The 20055-nt window shown below is 37.7% G+C and carries 14 protein-coding genes; 11 read left to right on the top strand and 3 right to left on the bottom strand.

The genetic code is table 11. From position 1 onward, the window contains the following. The first annotated feature begins 316 nt into the window (after positions 1–316). The 3 genes from ACM03V_RS09055 to ACM03V_RS09045 all read left to right on the top strand — a co-directional run bounded on the left by ACM03V_RS09055 (position 317) and on the right by ACM03V_RS09045 (position 5590). Positions 317–3046: a TonB-dependent receptor domain-containing protein gene (locus ACM03V_RS09055; protein WP_414620436.1), complete on the top strand. Its 2730-nt coding sequence runs from the start codon at positions 317–319 to the stop codon at positions 3044–3046. 77 nt (positions 3047–3123) lie between these two features. Further along, a complete protein-coding gene (locus ACM03V_RS09050; RefSeq protein ID WP_414620435.1) occupies positions 3124–4431 on the top strand; it encodes an MFS transporter in 1308 nt (435 codons plus the stop codon). 274 nt (positions 4432–4705) lie between these two features. After that, positions 4706–5590 (top strand): iron-siderophore ABC transporter substrate-binding protein, encoded by an 885-nt coding sequence (locus tag ACM03V_RS09045; RefSeq protein WP_414620434.1) that lies wholly within the window; start codon positions 4706–4708, stop codon positions 5588–5590. Here ACM03V_RS09045 and ACM03V_RS09040 read toward each other — a convergent pair. The 3 genes from ACM03V_RS09040 to ACM03V_RS09030 form a co-directional block, all read right to left on the bottom strand. After that, a complete protein-coding gene (locus ACM03V_RS09040) occupies positions 5565–5810 on the bottom strand; it encodes a hypothetical protein (protein ID WP_414620433.1) in 246 nt (81 codons plus the stop codon). The genes ACM03V_RS09045 and ACM03V_RS09040 overlap by 26 nt on opposite strands. A 107-nt stretch (positions 5811–5917) precedes the next feature. Continuing rightward, entirely contained in the window at positions 5918–6265 is a 348-nt protein-coding gene (locus tag ACM03V_RS09035; protein ID WP_414620432.1) for a type II toxin-antitoxin system RelE/ParE family toxin, read from the bottom strand. Then, positions 6249–6539 (bottom strand): type II toxin-antitoxin system Phd/YefM family antitoxin, encoded by a 291-nt coding sequence (locus tag ACM03V_RS09030; RefSeq protein ID WP_414620431.1) that lies wholly within the window; start codon positions 6537–6539, stop codon positions 6249–6251. Before ACM03V_RS09030 ends, ACM03V_RS09035 begins: the two co-directional genes overlap by 17 nt. 244 nt (positions 6540–6783) lie before the next feature. Between ACM03V_RS09030 and ACM03V_RS09025 the strand changes: the two genes are divergently transcribed. From ACM03V_RS09025 to ACM03V_RS08990, 8 genes are all read left to right on the top strand, one after another. Next, entirely contained in the window at positions 6784–7779 is a 996-nt protein-coding gene (locus tag ACM03V_RS09025) for a helix-turn-helix transcriptional regulator (RefSeq protein ID WP_414620430.1), read from the top strand. Between the two features lie 173 nt (positions 7780–7952). Further along, complete coding sequence (locus ACM03V_RS09020) at positions 7953–10547, top strand: TonB-dependent siderophore receptor (RefSeq protein ID WP_414620429.1); 2595 nt, start codon at positions 7953–7955, stop codon at positions 10545–10547. A 91-nt stretch (positions 10548–10638) separates the two neighbouring features. After that, positions 10639–11589: an iron-siderophore ABC transporter substrate-binding protein gene (locus ACM03V_RS09015; RefSeq protein ID WP_414620428.1), complete on the top strand. Its 951-nt coding sequence runs from the start codon at positions 10639–10641 to the stop codon at positions 11587–11589. 48 nt (positions 11590–11637) lie between these two features. After that, complete coding sequence (locus tag ACM03V_RS09010) at positions 11638–12021, top strand: DUF1636 domain-containing protein (protein WP_414620427.1); 384 nt, start codon at positions 11638–11640, stop codon at positions 12019–12021. 63 nt (positions 12022–12084) lie between these two features. Beyond that, entirely contained in the window at positions 12085–13857 is a 1773-nt protein-coding gene (locus tag ACM03V_RS09005) for an ABC transporter ATP-binding protein (protein WP_414620426.1), read from the top strand. 428 nt (positions 13858–14285) lie between these two features. Beyond that, positions 14286–16046, top strand: a complete 1761-nt coding sequence (locus ACM03V_RS09000; RefSeq protein WP_414620425.1) for an ATP-binding cassette domain-containing protein — start codon at positions 14286–14288, stop codon at positions 16044–16046. A gap of 87 nt (positions 16047–16133) precedes the next feature. Then, entirely contained in the window at positions 16134–17120 is a 987-nt protein-coding gene (locus tag ACM03V_RS08995) for a helix-turn-helix transcriptional regulator (protein ID WP_414620424.1), read from the top strand. 219 nt (positions 17121–17339) lie between these two features. Then, positions 17340–19970, top strand: coding sequence for a TonB-dependent receptor domain-containing protein (locus ACM03V_RS08990; RefSeq protein WP_414620423.1), 2631 nt, complete (start codon positions 17340–17342; stop codon positions 19968–19970). Positions 19971–20055 lie beyond the last annotated feature (85 nt).

The raw sequence follows: 20055 nt of genomic DNA, 5'->3' as shown, positions 1-20055 counted from the left end.
TAATTAAAATATGAAGTGATGATTTCAAATTGTTGGAGACGTAGCACTGCGCCCCGTCTCTACAGGTATTTCGTGTTGGATACAAAATTTAAAATTGCTATATCATCAATCTGGAAAAAATCCGTTTAGTGACTGAAATAATCCGTACAGTAGCAGAAATCGTCTTCACAACTAAAGTAATTCACTGTATTTTTTGAATATAGTTTTCAATAGTCTAAACTCCAGAAAGTAGTTCTCCGTTGAAATAAGCTATTAATTTTGGGTGTATATATTGCTAATTTATTGCAAAAGATTACTTATAGTGGTGTGAAGAGTAATGATTCAAAAATGGTTGCTTCGTGGATGGTTTGGTGCGGGAACTGTCTTACTGATGGTAACTCCGACGTTTGCTCAGAATGTTACTAGCAAAGAAATTCCTCAATTAAGTGAAGTCAAGCAGTTTGCCAAAAGTGCATCTTTGCTCGTACAGACACCAACAAATAACCCTTCTCAAAACCCCCAAGGGGATATTATACAAATTACCAGAGTTAAAGCCAACCCCACGGATAAAGGCTTAGAGATAGTTTTACAGACATCTCAAGCAAGACAGTTACAGGTAGTGAATCGCAGCAGTGGAAATAACTTTATTGCCGATATTCCTAACGCTCAATTACAGCAAGCGACGGGAAATGCCTTCAAATTTAGTTCGGAAAAACCTTTGGAGGGAATTACCGAAATTACGGTTACTAATTTAAACGAGAATACTGTCAGAATAACCGCAAGTGGTGAAACAGCATTGCCGAAGGTGGAATTATTCGATAGCGGACAAGGTTTGATTTTTGGATTAGCACCTTCCACTAGTACGGCACAAAAACCCCAAACAAAACCAGAAGAAACGCAAAAACCAGAAGCACAAAAACCCACAAGTGAAACTCCTTCCAAGGAACCAGCCCAGCTATCGGAACCGATTGAGCTGGTAGTAACAGCGACACGTACAGAAGAAGAAATCACTAACGTACCGCGCAGCATTACAGTGGTTCCTCGCGAAGAAATTGAAAAACAATCAGCCATTAGCAACGATTTGGGAGATATCTTAGGTAGAACAGTTCCGGGTTTGGGACCACCGAATTCTCTTAACCGCGCTGGTAATGCTCAAACCTTGCGGGGTCGTCCGGTGTCGATTTTGATTGATGGGGTACCGCAGCAAGGGAATTCTTTTGTCAATACTCAGTTAGGGTATATTTCACCGGATGCGATTGAACGGATTGAGGTTGTACGCGGTCCTACAGCTATTTTTGGTCAAGGTGCATCTGGGGGTGTAATTAACATTATTACCAAAAAGCCGTCAGAAGCAGGAGTTACTTCCACTGCTCAAATAGGTATTAATGCAGCAGCTGGTGGAGATGCTTTCTTAGAAGAAGATAGCTTTGGTAATTTCTTGCAATATGGATTTTCGGGTCAAGATAAGATTTTTGACTATGTTTTTTCCATATCCCGCGATAGTGTCGGTGCTTTCTTTGATGCTGATGGCGATCGCATTCCTAGCAACAATGCCACGTCTGATGATACGGTATCTACAAATATTTTAGGCAAAATCGGATTAGATATTGGTAATGACCAACGCTTACAAATTTCTGTAAATCACGGGAATAACTCACGGGACATTAATTTCGTTGCCGACCCAATTACTCGCACCATACCCGAACTGCAAAAAACTCGCGCTATAAGACAAAATCAGATTTATCAAGGAACAGATGCACCTCGAATTACAAGTACATCTGCCAATCTCAGCTACAATAACGATGCTCTGTTCGGTAACAATCAACTTCAAGCCCAAATTTATTATCGAGATTCGGAAGAGGTAGGTGTAGCTAGTGATAACCGGGGTCGTTTTGGTGATTCTATCAATCGCTTCCGACAGTCAGAAGAAGCTTTAGGAGGTAGATTACAAATTAATACTCCCCTCGCTTCATCTATGTCTGTATTATGGGGTGCTGATTATGAACAGCAAAAACAAGGAGATAGCCTGCGAGAAATATTTGACCCGGTAGCTTTTGATGCCAGCAGTAACGATGGGCGAATTCTGCGTAAAGTTGGCGAAGACGTTTTTTATCCAGCTTTTGACTTGAGTAGTTTGGGACTATTTGCTCAGTTGAAGTGGGATATCAGCGAGCAATTTCTTGTCAGTGGTGGATTGCGTCACGAGCGTTTTGACTTCAGCGTCGATGAATTCACGCCTCTACTTGACAACAACTTCGATCCCTACGTCGGTCCTTCAGTACCAAGCGCTGAATTAGATTTTGATGACACTGTATTTAATCTAGGTGCGGTATACAAAGTAACCCCTGATGTGAGTCTTTTTGCTAACTTTGCTCAAGGTTATTCAGTACCACAATTATTCCGCGTTCTCAACTTCTTACCCGTTGGATTTACCATCGAGAATGATGTCGGGTTTTTACAGCCGCAAAAAGTAGACAACTATGAAATTGGTGTCCGAGGTAATTGGAATAACGTCCAAGCAACTCTAGCTGGATTTTTTAACTATTCCTCTTTAGGTTTATCTTCTAGAGGTTTACCAGACGGAACTATCCAGTTTGTTCGCGCTCCCCAGCGAAACTATGGAATTGAAGCGACGCTAGATTGGCAAGCAGCGAAAAACTGGAAAATTGGAACGGGTTTAACTTGGACGGAAGGAGAAGACGACCAAGATGAAGATGGTGATTTCGATGCGCTGCGAACCTTAGAAGTACAACCATTGAAATTAACTGCTTATGTCGAAAATCAAACAACTCCGGGTTGGCGTAATCGATTGCAACTACTATATGTAGGGAATCGCGATCGCGGTTTTGAAGCTGGTAGTGATTTTGTCTCTATCGAAGACTATCTAATTGTTGATTACATCAGCAGTTTCCGAATCGGTTCGGGAAGTTTGGAAGTAGGTATTCAGAATCTGCTTAATAATAGATATTCTTCTGTCTTTTCTCAAGCAGGAGGTGGACTTGACGAACTTCTGAATAATTATGAAAGAGGTCGTACTTTGAGCGTTAATTACCGCGTTAGTTGGTAATCATTAACTCAATAAAACAAATACAGAAGGTAGAGATAAAAAATTATAAGTTTTAGTTCTACCTTTTAAATACAAATATGCAAAATAAACCAAAAAGTTTGCGTAGTTTTTTGATTATTTGGGTGGGTCAGGTAGCATCTATTCTTGGCTCGGAAATGACCAGTTTTGCAGTTACTCTTTGGGCATGGCAAGCAACAGGTCAAGCAACACCAATATCTTTAATTTTGTTGTTTTATCAAATACCAAGAGTCATTGCCTCAATATTTGCCGGGGTATTAGTTGACCGTTGCAATCGCAAACAGTTAATGATGTTAGGAGACACAGTTGCCGGAATTTCTACTATTGTTATCCTTTGCTTATTTTTGCTCAATCAATTAGAAATTTGGCATCTTTATATCACCGCAGCAATTAATGGATTATTCGGCTATTTTCAAGGATTAGCTTATTCTGCTTCCATGTCAATGATTGTACCCAAACAGCACTACACCAGAGCTAGTGCTATGAGCGACCATCTAACACAATTTGGCTCGACAATTTTAGCACCAGCCCTGGCAGGAACATTTTATTACCGAATTGGATTAGGAGGAATATTCGCTATTGACTTGATAACATTTGTAGTCGCGATTACTACTGTTTGGGCTGTGGATATTCCTCAACCAGAACGCAGCAAAACCAATCAAGCAACTGAAACTTTATGGCAAGAATTAACTTTTGGTTTTCGCTATATTATAAAACGCTCGGGCCTCTTATTTATTTTGCTGTTTCTGCTGGTTCTCTACTTATTTGATACCGTATTATATGGTATACATTCACCCTTAATTTTGGCTCGTAGCAATAATGATGCTGCGATGTACGCGACTATCCAAGCTGCAATTGGAATTGGTGGGATAGTTGGGGCTTTATTGTTGAGTATTTGGGGTGGTTTTAAACGTCGTATCCACGGGTTTTTGTTAGGTACAATATTTAGCTACGGTAGCATGATGGTTTTTGGCTTAGGTAATTCACCATCGATTTGGATTATTGCTGGCTTTTTTACGGCTTTCTTTTGGACTTTTATTAGTAGTTCCAATCAAGCAATTTGGCTTTCTAAAGTAGATCCACAAGTGCAAGGACGTGTGTTTGCTGCTCGTTATTTAATCTCTCAAATTGCTTCACCAATTGGGTTAGCAGTTTCGGGTCCCTTGGCTGATTATGTATTTTCCCCAGCAATGAAACCTGGTGGCAGTTTAGCATCTGTATTGGGAAATTGGTTTAGTACTGGTTCTGGAGCAGGGATGGCTGTTCAATATACTTTATTTGCCTTTTTTGGTGTAGTAATTGGTTTAGCTGGTTATGGATTCCGGAAATTGCGGGATGTGGAAATTATTGTGCCTGATTACAGTTAATAAATTAAGGATAGGTAATTGGTAATAGGGAATAAATGATTAACACAGAGTCATATAGTAAGTAATTAGCCGAACATAATATTATTTGTTTATTTAATCTCATTCAATTAAATTTATTGAAAATATTTTAAAAATAACTAGTATGAATAACTGCAAAAAAATAATAATTATCTTCAACTTTTGCAAAAATATATTATTCCTACCTAATAAAGTATTTCAGTTATTTTTATTAGGGATAATAGCAACAATTGCAATTTCAAGCTGTCAATATAATTTGCAAACTTCTAGCAATACAACAACTACGCCATTATCTACTACAGATGTACGAATAGTTAAACACGCTGCCGGAGAAACAAAAATTCCCAACTCTCCCCAACGCATTATTACTTTACATGATTCTACTATTTTAGACCCCGCACTAGCTTTAGGAGTCAAACCAATTGGTGTCGCAACTTATCCACCCGAAGAAGGATTTTTATTTCGCGGTATAAGCAACGATAAAGTAATGAATATTCCGCAAGTCGGGACTGCATTTGAACCTTCTTTAGAAAAAATTATGACGCTCAAACCAGACTTGATTTTAGGAAGAGAATATCAAAAAGATATTTATAATCTACTTAGTAATATTGCTCCTACAGTCTTGATTGATTGGGGAAGTTTCTCTTCTTTTCAGGATAATTTTCGTTATATTGCCCAAGTATTAGATAAAGAAGAAGAAGCCAAACAAGTATTAAATCAATATCAAGCAAGGATTCAACAATTTCAGCAATCTATGGGAAAGCGATTAGAAGAAATAGAAATATCAGTAATAGGATTTACAGGACAAAACATCAAATCATTAAGTCGTGACGCTACATTTAATCAAATTATTGATGACGCAGGATTAAAGCGGATATCAATTCAAAATAATCAAAAAGAACGTTTTTTAGAATTGAGTATAGAATCGTTAAATGATTATGATGCAGATGTTTTATTTGTGATTAATGAATCTCAAGATAAACGATTATCTTACTTGAAAAATCCTATATGGTCGCAACTTAAAGCCGTTAAAAATAAACAGGTTTATGAAGTAGATGAAGATATTTGGTATGCAGGAGGTCCTTTAGGAGCTAATAAAATTCTTGACGATTTGTTTAAATACCTTGTCGAAAATGCTTAAATTTTTGCAAAGTATCGGGAGGAGCTACGCGAATTCTCTTAATAAATCTGTCTTCAAATCGAGTAATTAATACCCAAGTCGGACTAGTAGCTAAAGCAAACAAAGATTTAATAATCTTAAATTGTGTAACAGTATCGATTTTGACTAGATTAGGACTTACGCAACTGGCATATTTTTCTCGTAGGGGAGGCAAAATGCGGTGTAGATTTTCTTCCCGCATTATTGCCGTTGCTGTGACACTTTGAATTGCTTTGGACGTAGTGATAACATGAAGCCTGTGTAACGCACCAACAGGACATTGTGACGATTGCGGCCATTCCTGTAGATTTATTCATCGCTATCTTCTAATAACTCTTTAGAATCACCTAACCTCTGTTGTGAACCATGACGAACTCTATGAATGCGAACAATCCCCTCATCTTCCTCTGAAGTCTGAGTAACAGTGAACAAAATTCGGAAGCGCTTTTTGTAGAGTAGCTGTCGTACTTCTATATTCATGTACTCGCTTTCTGGTGACATAGGACAACGAGTAGGAAAACTTTCCAAAGTTAGCATGATTTCGTAGCATCCTCTAACCCATCGATGAGCTTGATCTAAAGAATTTTCCCGCATCCACAGAAATATTTTTTCGATGTCAGCAACCGCAGTCGGCGAAATTTCAACCTGGTATGTCATATTTATCTCGTAGTTGCTCAAATGCTTCGTCTAAAGACATACCTTTACCAAGCTCGAATTCCTCGATACTTTTACGAATTCCTGCGCTTGTCTCTAAAAGTTCCAGTCTATCGAGCAGTTCTTGATAGCTTTCGGCATCTTGAACAACCACGGATGCTTTACCATTAACAGTCAGAACAATGGGTTCTTTGCTTCCCCGGAGCTTCTCCAAAAAGGCTTTTGCACCACGTTGAAATTCCGAGAGCGGATAAATATTACGAAGGCTAAGAGTCATATTTTCACAAAATAAACTGATAATTCCATGTTAATTATTTGAAGTTCTGTTGTCAAAAATATTTTAAGCTTTTAAATTGTTCGTTTAGTAAAGATTTATTAAAAGCCGACAAAAAATGTAATTACAATCGGTGTGTACAATACTTTTGCAGTTATGTCACCTACGTTACCAAAAAAATGTCACCAAATGAGAGAGAATATCAATAATACTGGATCTAATTATATTTTTAGTAAATCTACTAGATATGACGATTACCCTCTCAAAGACGGAATATTGGGACATTTTAGAATCAAAAAGGCCAATAATATCAAACGAGTTTGAAAATTTATACCAGTTCCCCGAGGCTCTTGGCAAGGGCTATCAGCGAGAATTTACATTTAGTAACGGACTGTTGTTAGAGATTTATGACTATGAATTGCAGGATGATTTAAGTCTAAAAATGCCCGTGCGAGAACACCCTGTAGAATTTGATATTCGTCTTGCAGGTAATTTTGGTTTTTGGGGTAATAAAAAGGAGAAAGAGATTCATGTTAAAGCTGGTGAAAGCAGTCTCTGCGGTAATGGTATTGCAGCAAAAGGAATATCGAATTACAAAGGCGGACAGCAAAATTTCGGTATTAATGTTCATATTGAACCCGATTTGTTAACATCATTTTTTTGTGATTCTTCAGAACCAATTACTCCAGAATTACAACTATTAATAAAAGGAAAAGATTGGCAAAATTGGTTTCCTAATCTAAAAATAAGTCCTGCAATGCAATTGGTAACACAACAAATTATCAATTGTCCTTACCAGGGATTCACGCAACGAATGTATTTGCAAAGCAAAGTATTTGAATTACTAGCTTTACATTTAGAACTGTTGCAACCGGATAAAAAAACTCAAATTCGTGCAAATAAACTCAACAAAGAAGATATTGAACGCATTCATCAAGCAAAAAACATCCTACTTGCTCGCTTTCACAATCCTCCTTCTTTGCTAGAACTATCAAGAGAAGCAGGTTTAAATGATTTTAAATTAAAAATTGGGTTTCATCATTGTTTTGGGACTACAGTATTTGGTTATTTGCATCAGTATCGGATGGAACAAGCAAGACAATTATTGAAACAAGGGAATTTAACAATTGCAGGAGTTGCCAGAGCAGTTGGATATGCAAATCGCAGTCATTTTTCATCTGCCTTTAAACGTAAGTTTGGTGTTAACCCCAGTATTTATAATAACACTAAGCTCTGTAAATAATTTCTAAAAAATCCGTCTTCGAGTCATAAAAATCCGTCTTTGAGTCATGAGAGTTTTCAGAATCCTTTATCATGCAGATTAATAACACTAATTGAGAAAAATTATTAAAAGCATCGAAGCTTTTGGTATTTATTTGCAATGTCTGTAAATTATGGTGTGAGGAAAAATTTATCGTGGGATTTAAAAGACAATCGGTTTGGGGGTTAATATTTACAGCATCTGTTTTTGTGCTGATGATACAACCTGCTTTTGCGGAAACTGGAAATAAAAGCAGGAAAATATCCCAGCAACCACAAGAAAAACCATCTAATTCAGAGCAGGATAATCAAGGGGGTATTGTACTAATTACCGGAGTCAAAGCCAACCCCACGGATAACGGCTTAGAAATAGTTTTACAAACTTCTCTTGCAAAGCAGTTACAGGTAATAAATCGCAGCAGTGGTAATAACTTTATTGCCGATATTCCCAATGCTCAATTACAGCAAGCGACGGGTGATGCGTTTAAATTTAGTTCGGAAAAGCCTGTAGAGGGAATTACTGAAATTACGGTAACTAATTTAGATGGGAATACAGTCAGAATAACCGCAACTGGTCAGACAGCATTACCCAAGGTGGAATTATTTGATAGCGGACAAGGTTTGATTTTTGGATTAGCACCTGCTGCTTCGACTGCACAAAAACCGGACTCTAAACCCGAAGAAACTCCATCAGAAGTAGAAAAACCTGCTAGTGAAACTCCGTCTCAGAAACCATCACAGGAGGATGAAACAATTGAGTTGTTGGTGAGTGGTGAGCGTTCCGGATATCGGGTTCCGAATAGTTCAACTGCTACTAAAACTGATACACCATTGCGGGATATCCCCCAATCGATTCAGGTGATCCCGAAGCAAGTATTAGAAGATCGTAACGTCACAGAACTTACAGATGCCTTAGAAACCGCAGGTGGTGTGACTTCTCTTGGCGCAAGGGGTTCGAGTGTCTTTGGAGAAGGCTTCCAAATTCGGGGCTTTAATGTTGACGGTGGTATCTTTCGAGATGGCATTCCTACCACTTCTTTAGGAGTATTAAGTACTAGCGATATCGAAAGTGTTGAGATACTCAAAGGTCCGGCTTCTGTATTATTCGGTCAAGGAGAACCTGGTGGAATTATCAACTTGGTTTCTAAGCAACCTTTATTTGAACCTTACTACTCTACCTCCTTTACAGTGGGAAGTTTTGATACCTATCGAGGAGCTATCGATTTATCTGGACCGTTGAATGATTCAAAAACAGTCCGGTATCGCTTAAATGCATCCTACGATGACTATGGTAGTTTCCGCGACTTTGTAGATGGCGATCGCTTTTCCATAACACCAACTGTAACCTGGGATATCAGCCCTGATACCTCTTTAAACGTTTACGCACGATACGTCACCGAGCGGGAAACTATAGATTTGGGGCTTGCGGAAACCAGTGATGGTGTGGTTGATGTTCCCCGAGATCGGTTTCTTGGCGAAGATTTTGGTGAATTTGAGCAGGATCAGTTTAATATCGGCTATACGCTGAATCATAAATTTAACGAAGATTGGTCAGTAAGACACGCTCTGCAATACTTAGAGTACGATCCTCTCAGATATAATCCTTTATATGATAGCTTTGACGAAGCAACGGGTGAGCTTTCTCGTACAGAATATGCTGCTGGGGGAACTTATCGGAGGTTTTTCACAAATGCAGATGTAATTGGTAAATTCAAAACTGGCTCAATTCAACACAAACTTTTATTTGGTGCTGAATATCGTCGTAATACTGAAGATCCAAGTTTTCAATTTAGTAACCCTTATCCATCTATTAATGTCTTCAATCCAGTTTATACTCGAAGACCTTACCAAATTGCTCCAGAATTTTTCCGGGACGACAAAGTAACACAGATAGGTATTTATCTGCAAGACCAAATTGATTTACTGCCCAATTTGAAAGTGTTGGCAGGTATTCGTTATGATAGTGCCGACCAATTTCGTACTGTCAGAAATTTAGGCGAACCAAGGGAAGAATTTGAGCAAACTGACAGTGCTTGGTCGCCTAGATTCGGTATTGTTTACCAACCAATTCAACCGCTGTCGCTCTATGCATCTTATACACGCTCGTTTGCTCCATCCTTTGGAGCAAGTCGTAATAATGGTGAGCCTTTTGAGCCAGAAACCGGACGGCAGTTTGAAGTCGGTGCTAAGGCAGATTTATCAGATACACTGAGCTTGACTTTAGCAGCTTTTGAGATTCGCAAACAAAATATAAGTACAACTGACCCCAATAATATTGCTTTTTCGATCCAAACCGGAGAACAAACCAGTCGCGGGGTTGAACTGAATTTGGGAGGGGAAATTTCACCGGGGTGGAAAATGACAGCAGCCTATACTTACCTTGACGCTTTTGTGAGTGAAGACAACACCGATATTGAAGGAAATCAGCTTCCTGGTGTACCAGAAAACCAACTCAGCTTATGGACAACTTACGAAATTCAAAAAGGTAATTTTGCAGGATTGGGGTTTGGCTTGGGGCTGTTTTATGTAGGATCTCGCCAACGGGATTTAGATAATACCTATAAGCTTCCCAGCTACTTTCGTACCGATGCAGCTTTATTCTATAAACGGGATAACTGGCGTGCTCAATTGAATATCGAAAACTTGTTTGATATCGATTATTTCAGTTCAGCGAATTATGACTATGTAGGAGGTGGGGTTAATCCCGGAAAACCTTTTGGAGTTTCCGCGACGTTTGCGATAGAGTTTTAGCCCAATACAGTTAATTATCTAAAATATGATCGCCCATCTACGTGTAAAAAGTTTTGAATTAATGGCAAATCGGTTGTGGAAATTTGCGCTCTTGACACTTTGCACTTTACTCCTGACTGTAGCCTGTAACAACGATATTTACGTACCAGCTAATTCTCAAGGAGCAAAAACAGCTTGTCGCAATGTCAAACACGCTAGTGGAATAACCTGTGTTCCCCAAAAGTTTGAACGACTTGTGACTATCGATCCTACAAGTTTTGAAAATGCGATCGCGCTAGGAATTAAACCTGTTGGTAGTGTTTTCTCTAACTTGTCATCCAATCTGAAAGATGAGTTTGTAGGTGTGGAAAACATTGGACAAGTTGGAGAACCCAGTTTAGAAAGTGTTCTGCTTCTCAAACCAGATTTGATTTTGGGGTTGGACTACCAACAATCTATTTATTCCCAAGCTTCACAAATTTCACCAACAGTACTGTTTAAATTTGAACATAGCGGTCAATGGAAAGATATGTTTCAAAAAGTCAGTACAGTATTAGGTAGAGAAAATGCCCCCAAACAAGCAATGGATAAATATTACCTTCGCCTAAAAGAATTTAAGCAGAAAATTGGTAATAATCCCTCAAAAATCAAAGTTTCTGTAGTGCGAGTTTATCCCGATAGGATCAACCTTTATCTACGTGATTCCTTCTGCGGCATAGTTTTACAGGATGCTGGATTATCACGTCCCAAATCTCAAGATATCCCCGCTTCCGTTGCCGAAAAACTATTTGGCAATCCAATTCAAACTTCTATTAGTAATGAATTGTTTGAAAAAGCTGACGGCGATTTTATATTTATTTTGACAGGTGAAAATACTTCTCAAGAAACTCAAGCAGCAGAAAAGAAACTAGAACAACTCAAGTCAAATCCACTATGGAAAAATTTAAAAGCCGTGCAGCAAAACAAAGTTTATACAGTTCCAAATTATTGGATTGGAAGTGGTGTTTTATCTGCAAATGCAGTTATTGATGATTTGTTCAAGTATCTAGTCAACACACCTTAATTGAGAGTTTGATAATTCGGTTCAATAATTTTTATAAATCCGATGGCTATGATTCATACTTTATTTGTTTGTAAATCATGTAGTGCTGTTATCGACCACGAAGAAGCAGACGAACGTGCTGAAGGTAATCAACTGCTTTTACAATTATTAGAAGCACAAAAAAATTCAGCATGCAATCTTAATATCGAAGCAGTAGGTTGTTTATGGACGTGCAATCGTCCTTGTTGTGTCACTTTCACCTGTCCGGGAAAGTATACATATCATTTTGTGGATTTACCCGTTCAAAATATTGTTTCCGACTTGTTTAAATTCCGCGAACTATATCAACAAAGTGAAGATGGTTATGTTTTACCTGCAAAAATGCCAGAACAACTTAAATCAAATTTACTTGTGCGGATTCCACCAGTACCAGAAGCTAAAAAATCTATTTAAAATTCATTTTTTAATTTTTACTATGTCTATCGTACTTCTAGATAGACAATTCTAAAACTAATTATGAATATTTCCCTTAAAGCCTATACTAATCTGCTCAAAAAATATCTTTTACCTCAACGAAGACGAGTAATTTGGCTAAGTTTGACTCTACTTTCTACTATTGCTTTACAACTAATCAACCCACAAATTATTAGCTATTTTATTGATACTGCTGTTGCTGGTGGTTCCACTCAAAAACTATACATTGCTGCTTTTATTTTTCTTGCTGTTGCACTTCTGACTCAACTATTTTCTATCTGTGCTAAATATCTAGGTGAAAATGTTGCTTGGACAGCTACAAATGCTCTCCGCAGCGATTTAGTAACCCATTGTCTTTCCCTTGATTTTTCTTTCCATAAATCTCGTACACCTGGAGAACTTATCGAACGAGTTGATGGTGATGTAAACGCTCTGTCGCGTTTTTTCTCGCAATTCATAATTGATATTATTGGCAATATTATTTTACTTTTGGGTATATTGATAGTGCTTTTTTGGCAAAATAGGCTTGCTGGTGCTTGCTTGAGTATTTTTAGCGCGATCGCACTCACTACCTTGGTAAGTTTGCGTCCCCTAGCAATCATTCCCTGGACTAATTACCGTCAAGTCACCGCTGAGTTTTTCGGTTTTATTGGAGAGCATATCGCTGGTTTAGAAGATATCCGGGCAAATGGTGCTGTAAATTATGTAATGTACCGCTTTCATCAATTTCAGCAACGTTGGCAATCTACTTACTATAAAGCTCGTTTAGCAGCAACTACTTTATGGGGGACTACAGTTGGTTTATTTACTTTAGGTAATGCTTTAGCCTTGGGAATAGCTGCTTATTTATGGAATCAACAGGCAATTACTATTGGTACGGCATATATCTTGTTTTACTATACTAATTTATTGCAAGAACCGATAGAAAAAATCCGCGAACAATTAGAAGATTTTCAACAAGCGGAAGCAAGTATTTATCGGATTCAAGAATTATTAGAAATATCGCCAGAAATTGATCGTAATATTATTGGTAATGTACTTGATGATGGTGCTTTATCAATAGATTTTGAGAAGGTTTATTTTAATTATGAAGATTTAAATAATATAGATAATAATAATTCAAATCAATGGATACTCAATGATATTTGCTTTAAGTTAGCACCAAATCAAGTCTTAGGAATTCTAGGACGTACCGGAAGCGGAAAAACCACAATTACCCGCTTACTATTACGCTTTTATCAACCGCAGTTAGGTAATATTCGTTTAAATAATATTCCCATAGGACAAATATCTACAAAAGAATTAACGCAGCGCATTGGAGTTGTCACCCAAGATGTACAATTATTTCAAGCCACAGTACGCAATAATTTAAGCTTCTTCAATTCAGCTATTAGTGACGAACAAATTATTAATGTTTTAGATGATTTAGGCTTAACTACATGGTTACATTCTCTCCCAGAAGGATTAGACACATATTTAACATCAGAAAGTGGTGGACTTTCTGCCGGACAAGCACAATTACTTGCTTTTACAAGAGTATTTCTTAAAAATCCCAGTTTAGTAATTCTTGATGAAGCATCTTCTCGTCTCGACTCAAAAAGCGAACAATACTTAGAAGTAGCAATTGATAAATTATTAACAGGCCGCACGGTAATAATTATTGCCCATCGTCTAAAAACTCTACAACGAGCAAATCAAATATTAATGTTAGATGATGGACGCATTATTGAATATGGTTTATATCAAGATTTAATTGATAATATTGACTCACATCTTTCGCAATTATTAACAAAAACATCATCATTAATTACGTAAGATGGTAATATATAAAAGCTGAATGTTTAGGCATAGCAGGTACAAAATTTACTCATCCAATCATCAAACAAGAATTAGAAAGAGCAGTATTTGTAGGGTGTGTGACTAGGGTGTTGACTCTATACCTTTTTTGGGGGTAAGAAATCATGCAAAAAACGTGTTATCCCTCTCCCCCTCCCCTCTCCCAAGCTTGGGAGAGGGGTGCCCTTCAGGGCGGGGTGAGGGAGAAAGATTATGGTTGCTACCGGCATAAAACTTGTATGAATGAAGCAGGCGGAAATTTTATCAAAGTCAACAGCCTAATGTGTGACGGCTATGAGAAATTTAGAAAACACAACTTAAAGCCTTAATATTGTCGTCACGCACCATCGTAATTAAACAACAATTTTAATTAGGAAGAAGATTATATTGAAAATCCTAAAAATCATATGAATTCAAATCAACAGTCCAATATTTGGCAACTTTTATGGCGAATGATTCGCTATACTCCCAGACTATATCTGATAGATGCTTTTTTTTGGTTATTTATTTTGGGGCTTCCTATATTACCAGGATTAATTATTCGAGAATTTTTTAATACTCTTACAGGTGAATCGAGATATAACTTTTCTCCCACAACATTAATAATATTTTTATTAGCTATTGGATTGGCAAGGGTAATATTTATTTTTATTGGTCGCTTGACAAAAACTCAACACCGCTTCACTATGAGTGCTTTATTACGTCATAATCTACTACAAACTATTCTCAAGCGTCCCGGTGCAATGTCTTTACCTGTAAGTCCGGGAGAATTAATTAGCTATTTCCGCGATGATATCGAATTGATTGAAGATAATATTGTAGGAACTGCGGAAATTTTGGATGCTGGTATATTTGCTTTTATTTCTTTGATTATTCTAGCTAATATTAACTGGAAAATGACTATTTTAGTTTTTCTACCTTTAGTATTAGTCATTATTGTAATTCAACAAATGGAGAAGCAAATTAAACGCTATCGTCGTGCTAGTCGCATCGCTACTGAGAAAGTCACGGGTTTGATAGGGGAAATATTTAATTCAGTTCAAGCGATTAAAGTCGCTGGAGCGGAAACTTTACTTATTAGTCACTTTCAACAGTTAAACGAACAACGACGAAAAGCCATATTAAAAGACCAATTATTTGCAGCAATTTTAAATTCTAATTTTCAAAATTTAGTGAATTTAGGCACGGGAATTATTTTACTTACTGCTGCAACTTCTCTGCAACAAAGTACAAACGATTTAAGCGTCGGAGATTTTGCTTTATTTGTTTATTATTTGGCTTTTATAACTGAATTTGTGACCTATTTAGGAGAATTTATCGCTTCATCAAAGCAGACAGAGGTATCCTTTGAACGAATGACAGCTTTAGTTGAAAATCAGAATAACTCAGCTTTGAGTTTAGTCGCTCCCCAACCACTTTATTTGAATCATATTTTTGGACAACAGCAACAACTACCTCAAATAAAAACATCCCTAAATTATTCATCAATACAATTATCACTGCAAGAATTAACTATTCAAAATCTGACCTATCATTACCCAGGAACTAACCAAGGAGTTGAAAATATTAGCTTTTCTTTGCCGAGAGGTAGTTTAACTGTAATTACTGGTGGTATTGGTGCGGGGAAAACAACCTTATTGCGGACTTTATTAGGATTATTACCCCTACAATCAGGTAAAATTTACTGGAACGGTTGCTTAATAGATAACCCGACAAACTTTTTTGTACCTCCCCGCAGCGCTTATACATCTCAAATTCCGCAATTATTTAGCCAAACTCTAAGAAATAATCTACTTATGGGCTGGGATACGACAAAAAATAATATACAAAAAGCACTTTACACATCTGTATTTACCGAAGATGTTACAGATATGTCTTTAGGCTTAGAAACCCTCGTCGGACATAAAGGGGTGCGTCTTTCCGGTGGACAGTTGCAACGTGCTGCTATTACTCGTGCTTTAATTCGTCAGCCAGAATTACTAGTATTTGATGATATTTCTAGCGCTTTAGATGTGCAGACAGAAGAAAAATTGTGGTCACGGTTGTTAAATAAAGAAAATACTTGCGAGTGGCAACCGACTATTTTAATAGTATCGCACCGCGAATGGTTGCTTAATCGTGCCGACCGAGTAATTTTTCTCGATAAAGGTAATATTAGCAGTTTTTGAATAATTATGTATATTGCGGAACCTTCTTTTTATCTCATATTGCGGTATAAATAAGGTTTAGATAATATCCGAATATATAAAATTGACATGACAATTACTGTCTCAAACCATAATTGGCAAGAGTTTTGGCAGGAAGAGAAACAACCAAATAATAATCAGCACGAACGCATTTGGAGTTTTTCTAATAATTTAGGAAAGGGTTATCAAAAACAAATTTTTCTGCGTTCTGGTATATCTATTTATATTCACGAGTTGGAATTTGTAGATAATATTGTTGAAACGATTTCGTCTCAAAAGTTTTTACCTGAATTTGCTTTTCATCTCCAAGGAAAGCGTCAGTTAGTAGATGGAAACTATCATCAAGATGGTGACAATTTCTTTGCGATAGGACCTTGTTTAAGTGGAACTCAAGAATGGTCTGCGAATTCTCCAATCCTCAAGGTTGATATACATGTTGAACCGAATTTTTTAGGAAGTTATTTAAGCGATTATAACCAAAAAACTCCTTCTCAATTAAACCAGCTTTTGGAAGGGAAAGACGAAAAGTTTTATTTTAATTCCGGTAAAACAACACCCCAGATGCAGCTTTGTTTGCATCAAATTTTAAATTGTCCCTATCAAGGTGCAACTCTAAAAATTTATTTGGAAGCTAAAGCATTAGAATTAATTGCTATGCGTTTGCAAGAAGTGCTTTCTGAGGAGAATTCTCAACATTGTTTGTCCCAGGTTATTAGAGCGAATGACGTTGAGCGAATTTATCAAGCTAAAGAAATTTTACGCGCTCAATTTGAGAATCCCCCTTCGTTACCAGAATTAGCTCGTCAGGTTGGCTTGAATCAGCGGAAACTCAAGCAAGGATTCCGTGCTTGTTTTGGAACTACTGCTTTTGGATATTTGCACGATTATCGCATGGAGCAAGCCAGACTGTTACTGACGGATACTCAAATGGGTGTAACTCAAGTCGCTCATAACGTTGGTTATGCTAGCTTACCGTCTTTTAGTGCGGCTTTTCGCAAAAAATTCGGTATTTGTCCGCGTTATATAGGGAAAGAGAAAAAAGTACCTTTGGAATAAGAAATAGTTCGTTTGGAATAAGACTTTAACGCCAAATTTGGTGTAATGTAATTGAAAATAATTGAAAATAATTCTTAACTGTCTCAAAAATTATCGTTAGCGCAGATTTTGTGTGTTAGCGACAGCCTAACGCTTCGTTATTAAGTAATTGGTGCGTTACTTAAACTTATTCAAAATCAAACTGATTCCGATATATTTTATTTCTTGTGTGAGGAAAGAATGAAATTACACCAATTGCTGAAAATTCTTATATTTACTAGTGTAATGGGAGTATGGGGAAACAATCTCGCTCAAGCTGAGCAGGTGCTTCCCGAAAGTAATTCTCGCAAATTCGCACAATCTTCACCACCAGTAAATAACAACGCAACGCAATTAATTAGAGTAAGTGGGGTCAGATTAAATCAAACGGATAAAGGTGTAGAAATAATTTTAGAAACAACTTCGGCTCGAAGTTTACAGGTTGTAAATCGCAGTCAGGGTAATAATTTTATTGCAGAAATCCCTAACGCTCAACTCAGCGTGTCTGAAGGAAATGCATTTACGGTTAGCAAGCCGATACAGGGAATTAGCGAGATAGAAGTAATTAATAAAGATGCTAATACTATTCAGGTAAAAGTAACGGGAGAAACAGCTTCACCACAAGTTGAGTTATTTGATAGTAGTACGGGTTTGATTTTTGGATTAAAGCCAACAGCATCTACGGCTCAAACACCGGAAAAACCCGCAGCAACTCCACCACCGCAGGAATCACCAACACCAGAAAAACCTACCACTTCTCAAACAGAGGATAATAATCAACCAATTGAATTAGTAGTAACTGCAACCCGAACCGAGCAAGATATTCAAAAAGTACCGCGATCAATAACGGTTATTAATCGTTCGGAAATCGAACAGCAAACTAGATTATCGCGTAATTTAATCGAAATTCTGGGTAAATCAGTTCCGGGTTTAGCACCTCCGACTCAAAGCGGTAGTAATTTTGGATTATCTTTGCGAGGACGCAATACTTTAGTTTTAATTGATGGGGTTCCTCAATCTACAAGTCGTAACGCTTTCCGAGATTTGAAAACAATCGATCCTGCTGCAATCGAACGAGTGGAAGTTGTACGCGGTCCGAGTGCGATTTATGGTGATGGTGCAACTGGTGGTGTGATTAATATAATTACCCGACGAGCAGATACAGATAGATTGACTTCAAAAACAGAGTTCGGTGTAAATGCTGCTTTGGGAGAATTGGAAGAAGATAGTTTCGGGACAAATTTACAACATACAATTTCTGTCAACGAGGGTAAAGTTGATTTTACTGGTAATATTTCATTCACTAATACTGGGAGCTATTTCGATGCAGAAGGAGACAAAATTCCTTCCGACCCCAACGGTCAAGGCGGTTTCGCCGATGCTCGCAGTATTAATTTATTCGGAAAGTTAGGTGTTGATTTTGACGATTATCAACGATTGCAACTGACATTTAATCGCTTCGACGAAAAGCAAGATACAGATATTGCTAGCGACCCCACTGTTAATACTATAGAGGGAAGACAAAAGGCTCGCGCTATTGAAGGACTAAGTTTAGACGAACTTCCAGGAAATGAAAATACGCTGTTAAATTTACAGTACAATCATGACAATTTGTTAAATAGTAAAGTCCAGGCTCAAGCATATTATCGAAATTATCTCACCAGATTCTTCCCTTTTGATGGTCGAGCTTTTGCTAGTTTGGGTAACGAAATCATTCAATCAGAAGTGGATTCGGAAAAATATGGGGGACGCTTACAGATAGAAACTCCTTTATTTGATGGGGAAAAAGCCAAATTACTATGGGGTGCAGATTATTTCAAGGAAGAAACATCTCAGATAGTCTCTACATTCGATGGAGATATTTTTGATTCGAGTGGAGGGTTGGTTTTTCGTAAAAATGGCGATCGCACTTGGGTTCCACCTCTGGATTTAAGCAGTCTGGGAATATTTGCTCAGTTAAATTTGAATGTTGGCGAAAAGTTAGTTTTAAACGGTGGTGTACGGTACGAAAACTCCGACGTAAGCGTTGAGGACTTTAGTACTTTAGCCAATCCCGATGTAAATATAGAGGGTGGCGACCTCGATTTTGATGCAACTCTATTTAATGCCGGAGCAGTATACTCTCTTACTGATAATGTAAGTGTATTTGCTAACTTTTCTCAAGGATTCTCCCTTTCAGATATTGGTTTAGCACTCCGCAACGCACCACCAGGCTTTTCTGTAGAATCATTAAGTCCGGAACCTCAGAAAGTAGACAATTATGAAATTGGTTTGCGGGGTAGATGGAATAAAGTTCAAGCATCCTTATCAGCTTTCTACAACGAATCAGAATTGGGTACTACCTTCACAGCCCCAGGAACAGTTATCCGCGCACCGGAAAGGATATATGGGCTAGAAGCAGCCCTCGACGTAAAACCCAGTCCCAGATTTGCTTTAGGCGGCACGCTTACTTTAACCGGAGGTGAAATTGATATTAATGATGATGGTAACTATGGTGCTTTAGATGGATTTCGGATTCCACCATTAAAGCTGACAGCTTATGTAGAGAATGAAACTTTACCAGGATGGAGCAATCGTCTACAAGCATTATTCTCAGGAAACCGAGACTTATTTGCAGATAATACCCGTTTTGGTAGAAGACCTGTAGACAGCTATTTTGTATTAGACTACATCAGTAGCATTAAAATGGGTGCGGGGACATTGCAAATTGGCGTTGAAAATCTTTTAGATAATCAATATTTTCCCGTAGTTTCTCAATTACAAGCAAGCAATAGCTCTTATAGCGCTGGAAGAGGTAGAACTTTGAGCGTTAGATATTCAGTGGATTGGTAAATAAGGAGTAGGGGGTAACGAGTTTTGAAAAAGTAGTGGGAGCGTCTCGCTCCCTAGAAAACAATTTCCTTCCCCCTCTCCCCCT

This window comes from Calothrix sp. CCY 0018, assembly GCF_963920925.1.
Taxonomy (GTDB): Bacteria; Cyanobacteriota; Cyanobacteriia; order Cyanobacteriales; family Nostocaceae; genus Rivularia.
This window is presented reverse-complemented; position numbering and strand designations above follow the sequence as displayed.